At 46.2% G+C, this 16,028-nt stretch carries 11 protein-coding genes and 1 riboswitch; of the genes, 4 read left to right on the top strand and 7 right to left on the bottom strand.

All coding sequences use genetic code 11. The annotated features are described in order from the left end of the window. Positions 1 to 41: 41 nt before the first annotated feature. Positions 42 to 896, bottom strand: a complete 855-nt coding sequence (locus N646_RS07215) for an MIP/aquaporin family protein (protein WP_005380195.1) — start codon at positions 894 to 896, stop codon at positions 42 to 44. An 896-nt stretch (positions 897 to 1,792) separates the two neighbouring features. Here N646_RS07215 and glpT point away from each other — a divergent pair. Both glpT and glpQ read left to right on the top strand, forming a co-directional pair. Further along, the gene (gene glpT / locus N646_RS07210; RefSeq protein WP_005380199.1) at positions 1,793 to 3,157 is read left to right on the top strand and encodes a glycerol-3-phosphate transporter; all 1,365 of its coding nucleotides are present in this window, start codon (positions 1,793 to 1,795) and stop codon (positions 3,155 to 3,157) included. Between the two features lie 56 nt (positions 3,158 to 3,213). Then, positions 3,214 to 4,269 (top strand): glycerophosphodiester phosphodiesterase, encoded by a 1,056-nt coding sequence (gene glpQ / locus N646_RS07205; protein WP_017820787.1) that lies wholly within the window; start codon positions 3,214 to 3,216, stop codon positions 4,267 to 4,269. Between the two features lie 77 nt (positions 4,270 to 4,346). Here the strand turns inward: glpQ and dapD are convergent, their stop codons facing one another. The 5 genes from dapD to N646_RS07180 form a co-directional block, all read right to left on the bottom strand. Then, positions 4,347 to 5,378, bottom strand: coding sequence for a 2,3,4,5-tetrahydropyridine-2,6-dicarboxylate N-succinyltransferase (gene dapD / locus N646_RS07200; protein WP_017820786.1), 1,032 nt, complete (start codon positions 5,376 to 5,378; stop codon positions 4,347 to 4,349). A gap of 324 nt (positions 5,379 to 5,702) precedes the next feature. Next, complete coding sequence (locus N646_RS07195) at positions 5,703 to 6,686, bottom strand: GGGtGRT protein (protein ID WP_017820785.1); 984 nt, start codon at positions 6,684 to 6,686, stop codon at positions 5,703 to 5,705. A gap of 23 nt (positions 6,687 to 6,709) precedes the next feature. Next, positions 6,710 to 7,402: an iron-sulfur cluster assembly scaffold protein gene (locus tag N646_RS07190; RefSeq protein WP_005391710.1), complete on the bottom strand. Its 693-nt coding sequence runs from the start codon at positions 7,400 to 7,402 to the stop codon at positions 6,710 to 6,712. Positions 7,403 to 7,661: 259 nt separating this feature from the next. Continuing rightward, a riboswitch (Fluoride riboswitch) is annotated at positions 7,662 to 7,737 on the bottom strand. Positions 7,738 to 7,893: 156 nt separating this feature from the next. Continuing rightward, a complete protein-coding gene (locus tag N646_RS07185) occupies positions 7,894 to 8,193 on the bottom strand; it encodes a YebG family protein (RefSeq protein WP_005380208.1) in 300 nt (99 codons plus the stop codon). A 128-nt stretch (positions 8,194 to 8,321) separates the two neighbouring features. Further along, complete coding sequence (locus N646_RS07180; RefSeq protein ID WP_017820784.1) at positions 8,322 to 9,248, bottom strand: LysR substrate-binding domain-containing protein; 927 nt, start codon at positions 9,246 to 9,248, stop codon at positions 8,322 to 8,324. 109 nt (positions 9,249 to 9,357) lie between these two features. Between N646_RS07180 and N646_RS07175 the strand changes: the two genes are divergently transcribed. Then, positions 9,358 to 10,332, top strand: coding sequence for a TDT family transporter (locus N646_RS07175; protein ID WP_017636010.1), 975 nt, complete (start codon positions 9,358 to 9,360; stop codon positions 10,330 to 10,332). A gap of 75 nt (positions 10,333 to 10,407) precedes the next feature. Here N646_RS07175 and N646_RS07170 read toward each other — a convergent pair whose 3' ends face one another. Next, entirely contained in the window at positions 10,408 to 12,231 is a 1,824-nt protein-coding gene (locus N646_RS07170) for a DUF3413 domain-containing protein (protein ID WP_017820783.1), read from the bottom strand. Positions 12,232 to 12,482: 251 nt separating this feature from the next. Between N646_RS07170 and recC the strand changes: the two genes are divergently transcribed. Next, on the top strand, positions 12,483 to 15,974 hold the full coding sequence (gene recC, locus N646_RS07165) for an exodeoxyribonuclease V subunit gamma (protein ID WP_017820782.1): 3,492 nt from the start codon (positions 12,483 to 12,485) through the stop codon (positions 15,972 to 15,974). The last annotated feature ends 54 nt before the right edge of the window (positions 15,975 to 16,028 follow it).

The raw sequence follows: 16,028 nt of genomic DNA, 5'->3' as shown, positions 1-16,028 counted from the left end.
TCGTTATTTATATTTTAGTAAATGTTCGAGTTACGTCAGTTTTAAGCTCTAGCTTCTTCTGTTTCTTCTTCCGTCTCACATTGGTTTGGAATCGTACAACCGTGGCCTTGTTGTGGAAGGTAAGCGGCAATCGCTTTTGGATACAACCAACCACCAAAACACGCACCTGCAATCGGAGCAAGTAAAGGCACGATAAAGTAAGGAATGTCTTTAGCACCTGTCAGAGCGTAATCCCAACCTGCGAAGTAAGCGAACAGCTTTGGTCCAAAGTCACGAGCAGGGTTCATCGCAAAGCCTGTTAGTGGACCAAGTGAACCACCGATGACGGCAATCAAAATACCGATTAATAGAGGGTTCATTGCGCCACGTGCCGCGCCGTTATTTTCATCGCCCAGAGCCAGAATCGCAAACATCAGCACAGCAGTGATAACGAATTCCACAGCAAAAGCACCAAAGAAAGAGAGGGAGGCATGCGGATAGGTTGAGAAGATACCAGCAGTTGCTAGTGCATCTTGGCTGCTGCGAACGAAGTTATGAGCGATTTCGTAGTCGGTGAAAAGGTTGCTGTATAAGCTGTATACCAATGCAGCAGAACAGAATGCCCCAAGCATTTGAGCGATAATGTATGGCACCACTTTCGCCTTATCAAAACCATGGAACATAGCAAGTGCGATGGTAACGGCAGGGTTGATGTGTGCACCAGAGACGCCAGCCGTACAGTAAATAGCGATGGCGACACCGAAGCCCCATACAATACTGATTTCCCATTGTCCAAATGATGCGCCTGTTAGAACTAAGGCTGCAACACAGCCTACGCCGAAGAAAATAAGTAGTCCTGTACCGATAAACTCGGCCAAACATTCTCCGAGCAGAGAGGGGTGTTTGTTCGTTGTCATGTTAAAAGTCCTTTGATCATTTTTGCCTGTCTAGCACGATACTATTGTGCATATATAAACGTTTGCGAAAACAAACGAGCGTTAAAAATGAGCGTTTGAGCATAAATTTGTTAATCAAAGTCTTCGTTTTTGTTAAATGGCGCATCTTTTAACCGGAAAAGAACACAACGAAAATAATTTATTTGTCACGAGGCCAGTGATGAGAGCGCTCAAATTACCGATGTGAAAAAGAATGCACAACTGGTAAGAGGAGTTTTGTGAAGCTGCTACGTGCTTGGAGACTTATTGCACAGAACTTGTGTAGCAATTAACCCTAAAGGAGTAGCGGAATGTCAAATGTATCAAGGGATAGCAGTGATATAAAAAATACGCTGTCATGTTTGGACTTTTAGAAAAAATCGTCATCCCATTGGTACCAATAGGATGAGTTGATAAGAGAATAAACGCTGTTAATGTCTTGTGTTTGTGAATCATTGCTTCGGCTTGTATTCAAATAAAAATTGTTTTTTTTATTTCGTTTGATGCTAAACGTGATCGTTTTTCAGCTTTTTAGTTATTAGTTGGTTCGGAGCGAGTAGGGCAGGCGTAAATCGCCCTTTTTACGGTTAGTTTATGTTCTAATTCGAGCCTTTGTTTCAAAGGTTTCGAATTGGAATGCTCAAGTGAGAGGTTTGAACATCAGTTTAATATTAACGAATCTTGAGTAAAGTTGAACGATGATCTAATTAATGCTCATATAATTTACTGTATTTACTTATATTTAATCCATGTGCAACATTTGTCACAGAAATAAAATCCTAACTCCATACAATTCATGAACTTTCGAACGAAGATTTATTTTGTTTCGTTCGCTCCTTTTGTGTTTTTACCATCGCATACAAAATAATGAGGTTCCTATGTTTGGAATATTCAAACCTAAGGCGCACATTGATCGTCTGTCCCCTGGCAGCATCGATAGCACCTACTCTCGCCTCCGTTGGCAACTCTTTATCGGTATCTTTGTTGGCTACGCCGGTTACTATCTAGTTCGTAAAAACTTCAGTTTGGCGATGCCTTATCTTATCGAGCAAGGCTTTAGCCGCGGAGACTTAGGTGTCGCCTTGGCAGCTGTTTCCATTGCATATGGTCTCTCTAAGTTTCTAATGGGCAGCGTTTCAGACCGCTCCAACCCTCGCTATTTCCTTAGTGGCGGCCTATTGATGTCTGCATTAGTGATGTTTTGCTTTGGCTTTATGCCATGGGCGACTGGTAGCGTCACTGCGATGTTCATTTTGCTTTTCTTAAACGGTTGGTTCCAAGGGATGGGGTGGCCTGCTTGTGGCCGAACCATGGTGCACTGGTGGTCACGTAAAGAGCGTGGTGAGATCGTTTCGGTTTGGAACGTGGCGCACAACGTGGGTGGCGGTTTGATTGGTCCACTATTTATTCTTGGCCTGTGGGCATTTAATGATGATTGGCGCACTGCATTTTATGTTCCTGCATTTTTCGCCACGTTAGTTGCTGTGTTTGTTTGGATGACGGTTCGCGATACCCCTCAGTCTTGTGGTCTGCCTCCTATTGAAGAATACAAAGACGATTACCCAGATGACTATGACAAGTCCCATGAACAAGAAATGACAGCGAAGGAAATCTTCTTCAAATACGTCTTCAACAACAAACTTCTTTGGTCGATTGCAATTGCAAACGCATTTGTTTACCTAATTCGTTACGGCGTACTGGACTGGGCACCTGTTTACCTAAAAGAAGCGAAGGATTTCTCGGTAGATAAATCGTCATGGGCTTATTTCTTATACGAATGGGCTGGCATTCCAGGAACACTATTGTGTGGTTGGATCTCTGACAAATTGTTCAAAGGTCGTCGTGCACCTGCTGGTATCTTATTTATGGTGTTAGTGACAGTTGCAGTGATGGTTTATTGGTTTAACCCTGCAGGCAACCCAACAGTAGATATGATGGCGCTTATTGCAATTGGCTTCCTAATCTATGGTCCGGTTATGCTGATCGGTTTGTACGCACTTGAACTCGCTCCGAAGAAAGCCGCAGGTACTGCCGCTGGTCTTACTGGTTTGTTTGGATACCTGGGTGGGGCAGTTGCCGCAAACGCGATTTTGGGCTACACCGTAGACCACTTTGGCTGGGATGGTGGCTTTATCATCTTAGTGGGTTCTTGTATTACTTCTATCGTGTGTTTGATGTACGCCTTCTTAGGTGAACGTGCGCACCACGAGCAAAAAGAGCGCGAGAAGGAAGCGCTAGCGTAATATTTATTTAAAGAGGCAGTGGAATACTGCCTCTTCGCTTTATCAAGGAAATAACAATGAAAACAAAGTCAGTATGTCTTACTTTTTTAGCACTTAGCCTCTCTGCTGGTGCGATTGCGAAGCCGCTTGTCATTGCGCACCGTGGCGCATCGGGCTACTTGCCTGAGCACACGCTAGAAGCCAAAGCACTTGCTTACGCAATGAAACCTGACTACATAGAGCAAGATGTGGTAATGACGAAAGACGACCAGTTGGTCGTGTTGCATGACCATTATCTCGATCGCGTAACGGATGTTGCGGAGCGTTTTCCTGATCGTGCACGTAAAGATGGTCGTTATTACGCGATTGATTTCACTCTGGCGGAAATCAAATCCTTGCGAGTTACCGAAGGGTTCAACATCGATGAGAAAGGCAACAAAGTAGCGGGCTATCCAACCCGATTCCCTATGTGGAAATCTGATTTCACCGTGCCGACGTTTGCTGAAGAGATTGAGCTGATCCAAGGCTTAAACAAAACGCTGGGTTATGACATCGGTATTTACCCAGAAATTAAAGCGCCTTGGTTCCATCGTCATGAAGGTAAGGACATTTCTAAAGCAGTACTTAAAGTCTTGAAGCAGTACGGTTACGGCTCTCAAGACGACAAAGTCTACCTTCAGTGTTTTGATGCGAATGAACTTCAACGCATCAACAGTGAACTCATGCCTACAATGGACATGGACTTAAAGCTCGTTCAGCTTATGGCTTACACGGACTGGAACGAAACTATGGTGTACAAAGGCGACAAGGCAACACCATACAGTTATGACTGGATGTTCGAAGCCGACGGAATGAAGAAAGTAGCGAGTTACGCGGAAGGAATTGGACCTTGGAAGCCGATGCTGGTAGATGATAAGTCAACCAAAGACAATATCATCATCAAGCCGTTGATGAAGGCTGCAAAAGACGCTGGCTTGCAAGTGCATCCATACACGTTCCGCGCCGATCCAGGACGCATTCCAGCGTACACTGACAGCTTTGAAGGCATGATGGATGTGTACTACAACCAAGTAAAAGTGGATGGTTTGTTTACTGATTTCCCAGATAAAGCGGTCAGCTTTTTAAATCAGTAATCAGCACTCACGCATTTTGCTTTAAGCTAAAAAGTCCCCCAACAGTTTCCTGCTGGGGGATTTTTCTTAACTATTTATTAGTTGTTTTTATGCAGTTCGCTGTTCAGTTCAACCGCGCTCTTGTTTGCAAGACACTCGATTTGACCTGTTATAGAGTTACGACGGAACAGTAGGTCAGAAACACCAGCAAGATCGCGTGCTTTCACCACTTCGACTTCTTGACCGTCAGAATCTAGCATGCGTACTTTAGAACCAGCAGTTACGTACAGACCTGATTCGATAGTACAACGGTCACCCATTGGGAAGCCAAGACCTGCGTTCGCGCCTAGTAGAGAGTTTTCACCGATAGAAACCACAACTTTACCGCCGCCAGATAGTGTGCCCATGATAGATGCGCCGCCGCCGATGTCAGAGCCATTACCAACCACTACGCCAGCAGAGATACGACCTTCAACCATGCTCACGCCTGTTGTACCCGCGTTGAAGTTGATGAAGCCTTCGTGCATTACCGTTGTGCCTTCGCCAACGTGTGCGCCAAGACGTACGCGAGAAGTGTCAGCGATACGAACGCCAGTTGGTACCACGTAGTCCACCATTTTAGGGAACTTGTCTACGCAATCAACGCTTAGTGCACGACCCGCTAGGCGAGCTTCGATTTGACGCTCTGCTAGTTCAGGTAGGTCGATTGGACCTTCGTTAGTCCATGCGATGTTGTGTAGTAGACCGAAGATACCGTCTAGTACCGTGCCGTGTGGTTGAACTAGTCGGTTAGAGATAAGTTGAAGCTTTAGGAAGCCTTCAGCAACGCTTTGTGGCTGTTCGTCAGTTGCAAGGATAACCAGTACAAGTGGTTGTGCTGATTCTGCTGCTTTTGCTGCGAAAGATGCGTTTGCTGCATCGCCGTTTGCTTCGAATGCTGCCGCAAGTTCTGCACTTTGTGCCGCAGAGATCTCGATAGCTTGGTTGCCTTGCTCGTAACCTGCTACTGCTGCTAGTGCGTTAACAAGCGCTTCGCTTGGGTTAAGAACTGGGTTTGGGAAAAACGCTTCGATGATTTTGCCGTCGCGGTTTTTAGTTGCCGTACCAAAGGCTAGAGAGAAGAAAGCCATAGTTGATCTCCATGTGTTGAGTCTTGTGTCTCGTCTGTTCACTGACAAGAAATAATTAAGTTGTCAGTCATCATAAAGAGAGTGTTCGGGAGTTTAAAGAGGGGAAATGGAGAAAGTCCGTAGATGGATACCTTTTGTCTTTTTAGAGATATGTTTGTCTGATGAGAAATGTGTCGCAAAAGCCTTCTCAGACCGGTTTGGGGTAAAGACAAAGTGAAGTTGGAGAAGGGGGCATAGCAAAAAATAAGGGGAGGACCGAAGTCACTCCCCCTACACTGGGTTTGTTGGATTTACTGGCTTTGGATAGTAAAGCGATAAATCGACTTAGAGGCTTAGCTCACCGACCTCCACAGCAAGTGCAACAGTTGCACCTACCATTGGATTGTTGCCCATACCGATAAAGCCCATCATCGCTACGTGTGCTGGTACTGAAGAGCTACCCGCGAATTGCGCATCGGCGTGCATGCGACCCATAGTGTCTGTCATGCCGTAAGAGGCAGGGCCTGCCGCCACGTTATCTGGGTGTAGAGTACGACCAGTACCACCGCCTGATGCCACAGAGAAGTAAGGCATGCCTTCACGGTTACGCTCTGCTTTGTAGATACCGGCAACTGGGTGCTGGAAGCGAGTCGGGTTAGTCGAGTTACCAGTGATACTCACGTCCACTTGTTCTTTATGCATAATAGCCACGCCTTCACGTACATCGTCTGCACCGTAGCAAAGGATCTCACCACGTGGACCTTGGGAGAAACGGCGACGTTCTACTTCCACTAACTCACCAGTTTGGTAGTTGTACTGAGTGCGTACGTAAGTGAAACCATTGATGCGTGAGATTAGGTAAGCGGCGTCTTTACCCAAGCCATTTAGGATAACTTTCAACGGATTTTTTCGTGACTTGTTCACGTTCAATGCGATTTTGATAGCGCCTTCTGCCGCTGCGAATGACTCATGGCCCGCAAGGAAAGCGAAACAGCCACTTTCTTCATTCAATAGACGAGCCGCCAATGCACCGTGACCGATACCCACTCGGCGTTGTTCTGCGACGCTGCCTGGTTTTGTGCAGGCTTGAAGGCCTTCACCGATGATGTTTGCAGCTTCTTCAGCTGTTTTTGCTACGCGGAAAATCGCCAAAGCAGTGCCTAGCGTGTAGGCATCGGCAGCGCTTTCAAACGCGATAGGTTGAGTGTCCATCACTAGTGCTTTAGGGTCGATACCACGATCCATACAGTATTGGTAAGCCTCTTCCAGAGAAGAAAGTTGCATTTCGTCTAATGTGCGACGTACAGATTCAGTAATTGGAGTGTTCATAATCTCTTTCCTCTTGGTGGCAATTATTGTTGGCGTGGGTTGATGGTAGTTACGGCTTCGTCAAAACGACCGTAAGTCCCCGTCGCTTTGTCTGCGGCTTCTGCAGCAGATACGCCTTCGTTGATGGCTTTCATCATCTTGCCGAGGTTGAGATATTGGTAACCAATCACTTCTTTGTTTTCGTCTAGCGCGAGTTTTGTTACATAGCCTTCAGCCAACTCCATGTAACGCACGCCTTTTGCTTTGGTTGAGTAGCTAGTACCCACTTGGCTGCGTTGAGTTTGACCAAGATCTTCCAATGCCGCACCAATTTCTAAGCCGCCTTCAGAGAAAGCAGATTGCGTACGACCGTAAACAAATTGAAGGAAGATTTCGCGCATCGCGACGTTAATAGCATCACATACCAAGTCGGTATTCAGTGCTTCAAGAATGGTTTTGCCTGTTAGGATTTCTGCGGCCATCGCTGCTGATTGAGTCATGCCTGAACAGCCGATCGTTTCGATCAAAGCTTCTTCGATGATGCCGTTTTTGACGTTAAGGGTCAGTTTTGCTGCGCCTTGTTGAGGAGCACAAGCGCCAACTCCGTGGCTAAGACCAGAAATCGCGATAACGTCTTTTGGATTGATCATTGCGCCTTCAACAGGGATCGGTGCAGATGCATGAAGCTCGCCGCGTTGAATCGGGCACATTGATTGGATTTCGTGTGAATATTGCATAATGTTTTCCCAGTGTACGATATCCAGCCTATTTGTCAGTCTCAACGGCGTTGACTGCTCTTATTCGCTCCATCAAATAGAAAACTATGTTCAGGAGGTTCATGCGTTTGTCGCCTTGTTGAGTTAACAACTATTTTGGATATCTTTTTAATTTTTGAGAAAACAGGAGCGGGGTTGGAGAAGAGTTGAATTGCTCACTACAGAACTCTCGCTTTCACAACATAAGCGAAAGCACTTCCAACAGGGCTGACCTGTTTTCGTTTCTGTAGGAGTCATTAGCTTTAACAGCGGTTCGAATCTTTCGATTCCGGTGGCACCCCATCACCGGACCCATTTAGACTAGATCTAAGTCACACTAATCCGCAACATGAAATTTAGAGCAATTTGGGATATTAAATCGGTTCTTTATATTCTCAGAGATATATGGAGATAAACGGAAGGAATAAAAAAACGCCGCATAATGCGACGTTTTTTCTAAACAAATAAGAGGCTTATGCAGCGTCTTCTTGCTCGCTATCTTCTTCAACAGCTTCAAGCTTCTTTGCTTTTTTTGGTGCAGGTTTACGTTTTGCACCAAGAGCGTAAAGCACTTCTTCTTTGTTTTGCGCAAGGAACATTGCAAGATCTTCTTGCTTACCTTCGTCTTCTAGAAGTTCACTTTTACCCAGCAGTGAGAATAACTCGTCTGCCATATCCAGCATTTTGTCGTATGCGTCAGCTTCCGCTTTAGAGGTAAAAGTCATTTTCTCTTCTCCATTGCGTTCTACCACGTACTTGACGATTACAGCCATGGTTGGTCCCCTAATTTGGTGTATTGATACTGGCTTTTTATACAGTTTTTGACCAATCAAGTCTAGCGACAAGCCTCAGAATGAGAGACACGTACAACTAACTGACTAGCATTTAAACTATCTTGGTTTCACTTTGCGGATTTGTCCGCCAAAGGAAGGTTTGTTGGTCGCTCCCAATCTTGGCAAAATTCGATAAACGTTTTGAGCAATGGGCTTTGATATTTCTCTTTATGAACCAGTAACCAGAAGCGACGTTTCATATCTAAAGGCATGTCGAGCAGTTTTACGCGGCCGTCACGAATAGCAGGTTCTGCAGACAAACGTGACAAGCAACCTAAGCCTAACCCTGCCGATACTGAGTTGATCAGCGCTTCGGTGGTATTGAGCTGAAAAGCTTCATGCCAATGTTCCAAGCGCGGCGCGACAACGCGCATAAAAAATTCGCGTGAACCAGAGCCTGCCTCTCGCAATATCCATTCACTGTTTTCTAGCTCGGTTAAGTTTACTGGCCCTTCGTGCGCGGCTGGGGAATTGGTCGCGCAAATCACGCACATTTCATCTTCGCTAAACTGGGTAGACTGCAATTCAGGGTGAAGTGTTTTGCCTTCAATGAGGGCTATGTCTAACTCGTAATCGGTCAGCATGTCGCAGATTTGTGCGGAGTTAGAAATGAACAGGCTTTGAGAACGATGGTTCGTTTGCTGACGAAATTCGCTAAGCAAATAGGGCGCGACTTGGTTGCCAATGGTGTCGCTGGCACCAATGCGAAGTTGGCCCGATAGCGCTTGGTCACCATCGAAAATGCTCTCGATGTCCTTGGCTCGGTTGAGTAATTCATCCGCCAGTGGCAGTAGCTTTTGACCTTCTTGGTTCAAAATCAGTCGGTTATTAACACGATCAAACAAGTGATGGCCGATCTGCTTTTCTAATTCTGAGAGTGCCATGCTCACAGCGGCTTTTGATAAAAAGAGACTATCAGAAGCTGCTGTGAGCGTTTTGTGCTGCGTGATCGTCGTAAACACTTTCAGTTGTTTAAGAGAAATGTGACTTGCCATACCCCACCGTTAAGTAATTTTGAACGTTTGTTTTAAATAATTAGATATATCGGAACGAAGTGCAAGCGTATTATACGCTCCATAAAGAGTGAGTCTGGTTGAGGTCATCATGATTCAAAGAACAAAAGCAAAAGTAATGGGAGCACCAACTCCAATGGCGGGTTTGGCTCTTGGTATTGCAAGCTTGGGCTGGAGTTGGGAAAACTTCGCCGAATTACATGGCTACGGACAGTGGATTAGTGCGGGTATCGCGAGCATATTGTTGGCTATATTGGCAACCAAGTTTTTGCTACATAATCATCTATTGAGACAAGATCTTGCTCATCCGGTTGTGGGCAGCGTGGTTCCGACATTTGCGATGGGCACTATGGTGGTATCGAACTCTCTCGGCCATTTTTACCCATTAGCTGGCGATGCGCTTTGGCTGATTGCGGTGGTTTTGCACATCGTATTCTTGGTGAGCTTTGTTTACCATCGCGCCAAAGATTTTGAATTGCACCACATGGTTCCTAGTTGGTTTGTACCGCCTGTGGGTATCATCGTTGCGGATGTGTCTTTCTCTGGCAACCCGATGCTAGCACCAGTGGCACAAGGTGCATTGATGTTTGGTATGGTGGCGTACGCGATCATGTTGCCGATGATGATTTACCGTTTCATGTTCACCCATGAAATTCCGGATGCAGCGAAACCAACAATGGCAATCATGGCAGCGCCAGCAAGTCTATCATTGGCAGGGTACTTAACGGTCACTGCGACACCATCACCAGTGATCATCGCTATGCTATTTGGTATCGCGGTATTGATGACAGCCATCATATATCTCGCGTTCTTTAAATTGCTTAGACTGCCATTCAGCCCTGGCTATGCAGCGTTTACCTTCCCGATGGTGATCGGTGCGACGGCTCTGTTTAAAATGGCGAATTGGATGGAGTTGCAAGGATTGGCTGCGCACTATGTTCAACAAGTGCGCGGCTTAGCTGGTCTTGAGTTGATTGTGGCAACATTTGTTGTCTCTTATGTGGCCTTACAATACATCAACAACTTGTTGATTCAACCACGCTTGATGCACGCTCATCACGCTTAAATAGCAGATAGGAAAAAGCCTCTTGGTCTTACAACCAAGAGGCTTTTTTATTTCAATCGGCGTCGATGTTGGACACTAGCCTTTTTTGTAAAATCGCGACATCTCATCCAGAGAATGACGAATGATATCGACAGGAACTTTCTGTTCTTTCTCGACTTTTAACTGGCGATTCAGTTGCTGAGAGTGCCCGCCAGGATTGACCACAAGCATCAGTTCTTTGCCGACCAATGCATAGTTGTAGTAGCTGCCTGCAATATACCAATCGCGAGAGGCAGAGCTATCAAACAAGTTATGACCAACGCTGTATGAACTCGTTGTGCCTTGAACGTCAAACAGCGTATTCATCATGGTTGGCACGACGTCAAAATGGGTCGTGCGGTAATCAACTTGCTCTGGCTGACGATTTGGCATGTACACGTAAAGAGGCACATGTACTTGAACGTCACTGTAGTTACCCGTGTGGCCCCAATAGTTCATCTTATGGTCGTTAAACTCTTCACCATGATCAGATGAAATCACCACAATGGTGTTGTCTAAGTCGACGTTTTTCAGCACATCACCAATCAAGCTATCGATGTAGTACAACGAGTTCTTGTATCGATTGTGGTAAAGCGAAGCGTCAAAATCGTTGTTGAGCAAAATGTGGTCAACGCGTTCCCAGTATGGTTTGAATTTCGCAAATTCAGGCTCGGGAAACACCGTACCGTGGGCGGCATCGTAGAACAGAAAACCAAAGTACGGTTTGTCGCTGTCCTGCTTTTGGAACTCGATGAACTTGTCTGTTATCTGCTGATCGCGCTCGACTGCTGTTTCCCCAGTTTGTTTCAGGGTCAAGTCCGACACTTTTTTGAATACCGTGCGAGAAAGTGGCGGGCTGGTGAGCGGTGCCGAGCCAAAAATGCCCATGCGGTAGCCTTCTGCTTGCAGCGTATCCATAAACACAGGAGAGCGTTGGCTTGCGTAAAAGCTTTCCCAGTAGGTTGCGGGCAAGCTGTAAAACAGGCTGAAAATACCCGCTTGAGTTGAGTTGCCGCCGCTCATATGTTGTGTGAAATTCACTGTCTTTTCAGCGAACTTAATGACATTTGGCATGACTTCCGGCGTCGCATCACTGTAGCGCCACGCATCAACCAAGATAAACAAGACATTGGGCTGTTTCTCTTTGCTTTGCACTTGAATCGGCGCAAGCGGGTAGTTGAGTGAGCTACGTTCAATGTTGGTTAACTCTACGCGGTTCTTAGATGCAATGTTCTCATCCACTAGGTCGTGTTTGTAAATAAATTTACGAGCCGTCAGCGGGTAGTAAAGTGGCCAGTTATTCGAAAACTGACTGACTTCATCGTCGTAAAGGGCGTTTTTGTACGCATGAATCATCTGCGTGCTAAGCAATACAGCAAACCAAACGCTGATCAAAACGAACTTAGCTCGGCTTTCTGACAGTTGATTACTTACCCAAACGGTACAAGCGAGCCCGATCACCAGAATGGCAATTTCACTGATGAAGATTAGCCAACTCATCCACGAAATATCGAAGACATCACCGCCACCTTCGAAAAACATACGGATTAATAGGGCGTTGATGTGAAGTTTGTATTGCTGAAAAACGAGGATATCGACTTTAAACATGATCAATAGACAGATCGCGATAGCGATCACGATACCTTTGAATGCTCGAGTCGGTAGAAAAGAGAGCAATAAACTCAACAACATAAATGGAAGAGCGATCAAGCCCAGCCAGCCATATTGAGTCGAAACCAAATAGTAACCTTGCAACAAGGTTAGCGGTTCATTTTGATTGTTAGACAACACAAAAGGATAACAAGCGATCGACAGGTACACTGCAAAGCAAGCAAAAAAAGCAATCAGCCAAGCGCTGTTGGAAGACAGTTTGCGAAACATACTTTTTGTTTGTTTATAAATTATGGGTAGAGGAGTATAAAACAGTGTTTTTATTATGGAATAGTTGCGAGTAGTGTCACATTTTGTATGGCTGTGTAAGATTTTGCTTACGCCTTGAAAAGGTGATGTTTTCTGTCCATTTTGAGCGATATGTAACCTTTTACTTTTTTCAGAACACGAGATCACTGCGGGTTTAAATAGGGCTGTGCTAAGCTAGCTAACAGTTTCAATCGGCGCTCGGTATTCCCAATTTGTTTACTGTTTATCACTCCAACCAAGTTGACGTTCTTAAATCACTCCTTGTCGAACTGATTCGAATCAGTCCGCTGGAAAACCCGTTCGAAAAAGAACAAATTCTGGTTCAAAGTCCGGGCATGTCCCAGTGGCTAAAAATGGAATTGGCCAAAGAGTTTGGTGTTGCCGCGAACATTGATTTTCCGCTCCCTGCTACCTTCATTTGGGAAATGTTTACGCAGGTGTTGCCAGACGTGCCAAAACGCAGTGCGTTTAACAAAGAAGCGATGACGTGGAAGTTGATGCATCTGCTGCCGGGGCTTCTCAACCAAGAGGTGTTTTCGCCGTTAGCGCAGTACCTCAAAGATGACAGTGACCACTCTAAGCTGTATCAACTGGCTGAGAAAATTGCCGATATTTTCGATGGTTACTTGGTGTATCGTCCGGAATGGATCGCAAGTTGGGAAGCTGGGCAGAGTGTGCCAGAGCTGGAAGATGAGCATCCGTGGCAGCCGATCTTATGGCAAGCGTTGTACGATCACACAGTGTCATTAGGGCAGTCTCCTTATCACCGTGCCAACCTTTATGAGCACTTTATCGACACGTTAGCGAGTTTTAACGGCAATTTTGACCATTTACCCAAGCGTTTGTTTGTTTTTGGCATTTCTTCGTTACCGCCTCGCTATATGGATGCGCTAAAAGCAATTGGTGAGCATATCGATGTGCATCTGATGTTCACCAACCCGTGTCGTTATTACTGGGGTGAAGTTCGAGATCGCAAGTATCTGGCTCGTTTGGCGGCGAAACATCGTCAGCACGTTGTGTGGCAGGACGATCACTCGGAAGTGCAAGGTGAAACTGAGCAACTGAAAGGCTCATTGGAAGATAATGTGATCGATGAGCTGCACACCGATGTGGTCGGCAACAGCCTGTTGGCGTCCATGGGTAAACTCGGGCGTGACAATATGTATCTGTTGTCTCAGCTGGAGTCTCATGAAATTGAAGCGTTTGTTGATGTTGAGCGCGACAGTCTGCTCCATCAATTGCAAGCGGATATTCTCAATCTTGAAGAACATCAAGATGACCAACAGATTGAAAACAGTCGTCACAAACAAGTGGTTAGCTTGGGTGATAAATCACTGAGCCTACACGCTTGTCACAGCCCGATGCGTGAAGTGGAAGTGCTGCATGATCAACTATTGGCGATGTTCGATGCTGACCCAACGTTAAAACCGCGCGATATTATCGTGATGGTCGCGGACATCAACGCTTACAGCCCTGCGATTCAGGCGGTCTTTGGTAACGCACCGGGTGAGCGTTTTATTCCCTATTCGATTTCTGACCGAACCGCCGATCAAGAGAGCCCAATTCTCGCCGCATTTATGCAGTTGGTGAACTTACCCAATACGCGCTGTTTGGCATCAGAACTACTCGAACTTCTGGAAACTCCGGCGATATTAAAGCGTTTTGAACTCAGCGAAGATGATTTCTTACAAGCCAAACAATGGGTTGAGGAATCGGGGATTCGCTGGGGATTGGATGCCAATACCGGACGCGAATTTGAACTGCCGGAAACACGTCAAAACACGTGGCAATTTGGTATTCAACGCATGTTGCTCGGCTATGCGATGCCAGAATCCGCAGGCTTGTTTGAAACCGAGCAAGGTAGTTTATCTCCGTACAACGAAGTGCAAGGCATGGGTGCAGAGCTTGCGGGCAAGTTGGCACACTTTATCCAACAAATTAGCACTTATCGAAGCAAACTTTCTCATGTTCAGACTATTGATGGTTGGCGAGAGACTTTGGTTTCACTGCTGGATGACTTTTTCTCAGTTGAGTTAGAAGGCGAAATGGCGCTCAAATCCATTCGCGATACGCTCAGTCAACTCAAAGAGCAATTAGCTGATGCCGCATTTGATGATGCGTTGTCGCCGTCGATCATCAGCCAATACCTTCAAAACAAATTATCTGGCACACGAGTCAGCCAGCGCTTCCTGGCTGGTCAAGTGAACTTTTGTACCCTGATGCCGATGCGCTCTATTCCGTTTAGAACCGTTTGTCTACTGGGGATGAATGACGGCGTGTACCCACGCTCCATGCCGCCAGAAGGCTTTGACTTGATGACGGGAAGAACCAAGCCGGGCGACCGTTCGCGCCGAGATGATGACCGTTACCTATTCCTCGAAGCGATGTTGTCTGCACAGCAAACGCTCTACATCAGTTATGTTGGCCGTTCAATCCAAGACAACACCGAGCGAGTACCTTCGGTTCTGGTTTCTGAGCTGATGGAATACTGCCACCAAAACTATTGTTTAAGTGGTGATGAAGCGTTGCCCGTTGATGAGTCTGGCGACAACTTATTAAATGCGTTGGTGAATGCCCACGCCATGGTGCCGTTTAGCCCAAGTGCGTTCCAAGGCATGCACGCCAGCTACGCGAAAGAGTGGATTCCAGCGGCATTGACTCAAAGTAGTCAATCGCAAGGCTATGTTCGTCGTGATTTTAATCGGGCATTAGACGACTATCTGTTAGGAGCGACGTTCCCACTTGAGCTCGACTTAGTCGAGTTGCAACGTTTCTGGCGCTTACCGGTGCAGTATTTTTTCAATCGTCGCTTAAAAGTAATCTTTGAACCGCCACTGCCGGTGATGGAAGACGACGAACCCTTTGTTTTAGGTGGTTTGGAAAGCTATCAAATGCGTGATGAGCTGTTAGAAACCTTGCTTGAAACGACATTGACGCAGCCAGAGAAAAAAGCAGAGGTGCTTAAACACTTTATGAGTCAACAGCGCGCGCAAGGCAAACTGCCGGTGGGGGCGTTTGGTGATATCGAATTTGAAACCAACCGAGTTCAGGCGGAAGAGCTGGTGGATAAACTGGCGTTTTTATCTGGTGCGCCTCAAGACGATTTGGAAATCGACCTGACGTTTGATTCCTTGTTTGAGCGAAATGAAGGCGAAGAGAAAAACGTTCGTCTGACAGGTTGGCTAACCCAGTGTTACCAATCTGGGTTGATTCGCTACCGAAGCGGTAAGATTCGAGCTCAGGATTACCTTGCTGCGTGGATCGATCACCTTGCCATGTCGGCGTCGGGTCATGCTAAGAAAACCCACATCATTGGTTACGATCGTAAAGAAGGCGCGCTGCATTTGATCTACCCAGAAATTGCCGATGCGCAGTATGCCAAACAGCTACTGACTGAATTAGTTCGCTTGTTCTTCGAAGGCATGACTAAGCCTTTGCCTTATTTCCCGAAAACGGCGTTGGCTTGTGTTGAAGCGGGCTTTAGCCGCGGTCAGTGGGTCGATGACGAAGAGAAATCTTTGAAGAAAATGGCTGACGCATTCAATAATGGCTTCATGAGCCCGGGCGAAGGCAATAATGCGTACATCTCTCGAATTTGGCCTGCTTGGAATGATGAGTTGGCCTCAGAAGTTCGTTTGCTGACAGCATTAGTTTTGCAAGGTGCGCGCTTAGCGGTTCAAGACGCTGATGATGTAAAAGCGTGATAAAGAAAGTTGGATAAAGAGAAGGAAGAGTAGGGTGGCCGCCAGAAAATCATT

The organism is Vibrio alginolyticus NBRC 15630 = ATCC 17749, from assembly GCF_000354175.2.
Taxonomy (GTDB): Bacteria; Pseudomonadota; Gammaproteobacteria; order Enterobacterales; family Vibrionaceae; genus Vibrio; species Vibrio alginolyticus.
This window is presented reverse-complemented; position numbering and strand designations above follow the sequence as displayed.

Coding starts and splice junctions, on each gene's coding strand:
- N646_RS07215 (WP_005380195.1), bottom strand. CDS start 896: ATGACAACGAACAAACACCCCTCTCTGCTCGGAGAATGTTTGGCCGAG.
- glpT (WP_005380199.1), top strand. CDS start 1,793: ATGTTTGGAATATTCAAACCTAAGGCGCACATTGATCGTCTGTCCCCT.
- glpQ (WP_017820787.1), top strand. CDS start 3,214: ATGAAAACAAAGTCAGTATGTCTTACTTTTTTAGCACTTAGCCTCTCT.
- dapD (WP_017820786.1), bottom strand. CDS start 5,378: ATGGCTTTCTTCTCTCTAGCCTTTGGTACGGCAACTAAAAACCGCGAC.
- N646_RS07195 (WP_017820785.1), bottom strand. CDS start 6,686: ATGAACACTCCAATTACTGAATCTGTACGTCGCACATTAGACGAAATG.
- N646_RS07190 (WP_005391710.1), bottom strand. CDS start 7,402: ATGCAATATTCACACGAAATCCAATCAATGTGCCCGATTCAACGCGGC.
- N646_RS07185 (WP_005380208.1), bottom strand. CDS start 8,193: ATGGCTGTAATCGTCAAGTACGTGGTAGAACGCAATGGAGAAGAGAAA.
- N646_RS07180 (WP_017820784.1), bottom strand. CDS start 9,248: ATGGCAAGTCACATTTCTCTTAAACAACTGAAAGTGTTTACGACGATC.
- N646_RS07175 (WP_017636010.1), top strand. CDS start 9,358: ATGATTCAAAGAACAAAAGCAAAAGTAATGGGAGCACCAACTCCAATG.
- N646_RS07170 (WP_017820783.1), bottom strand. CDS start 12,231: ATGTTTCGCAAACTGTCTTCCAACAGCGCTTGGCTGATTGCTTTTTTT.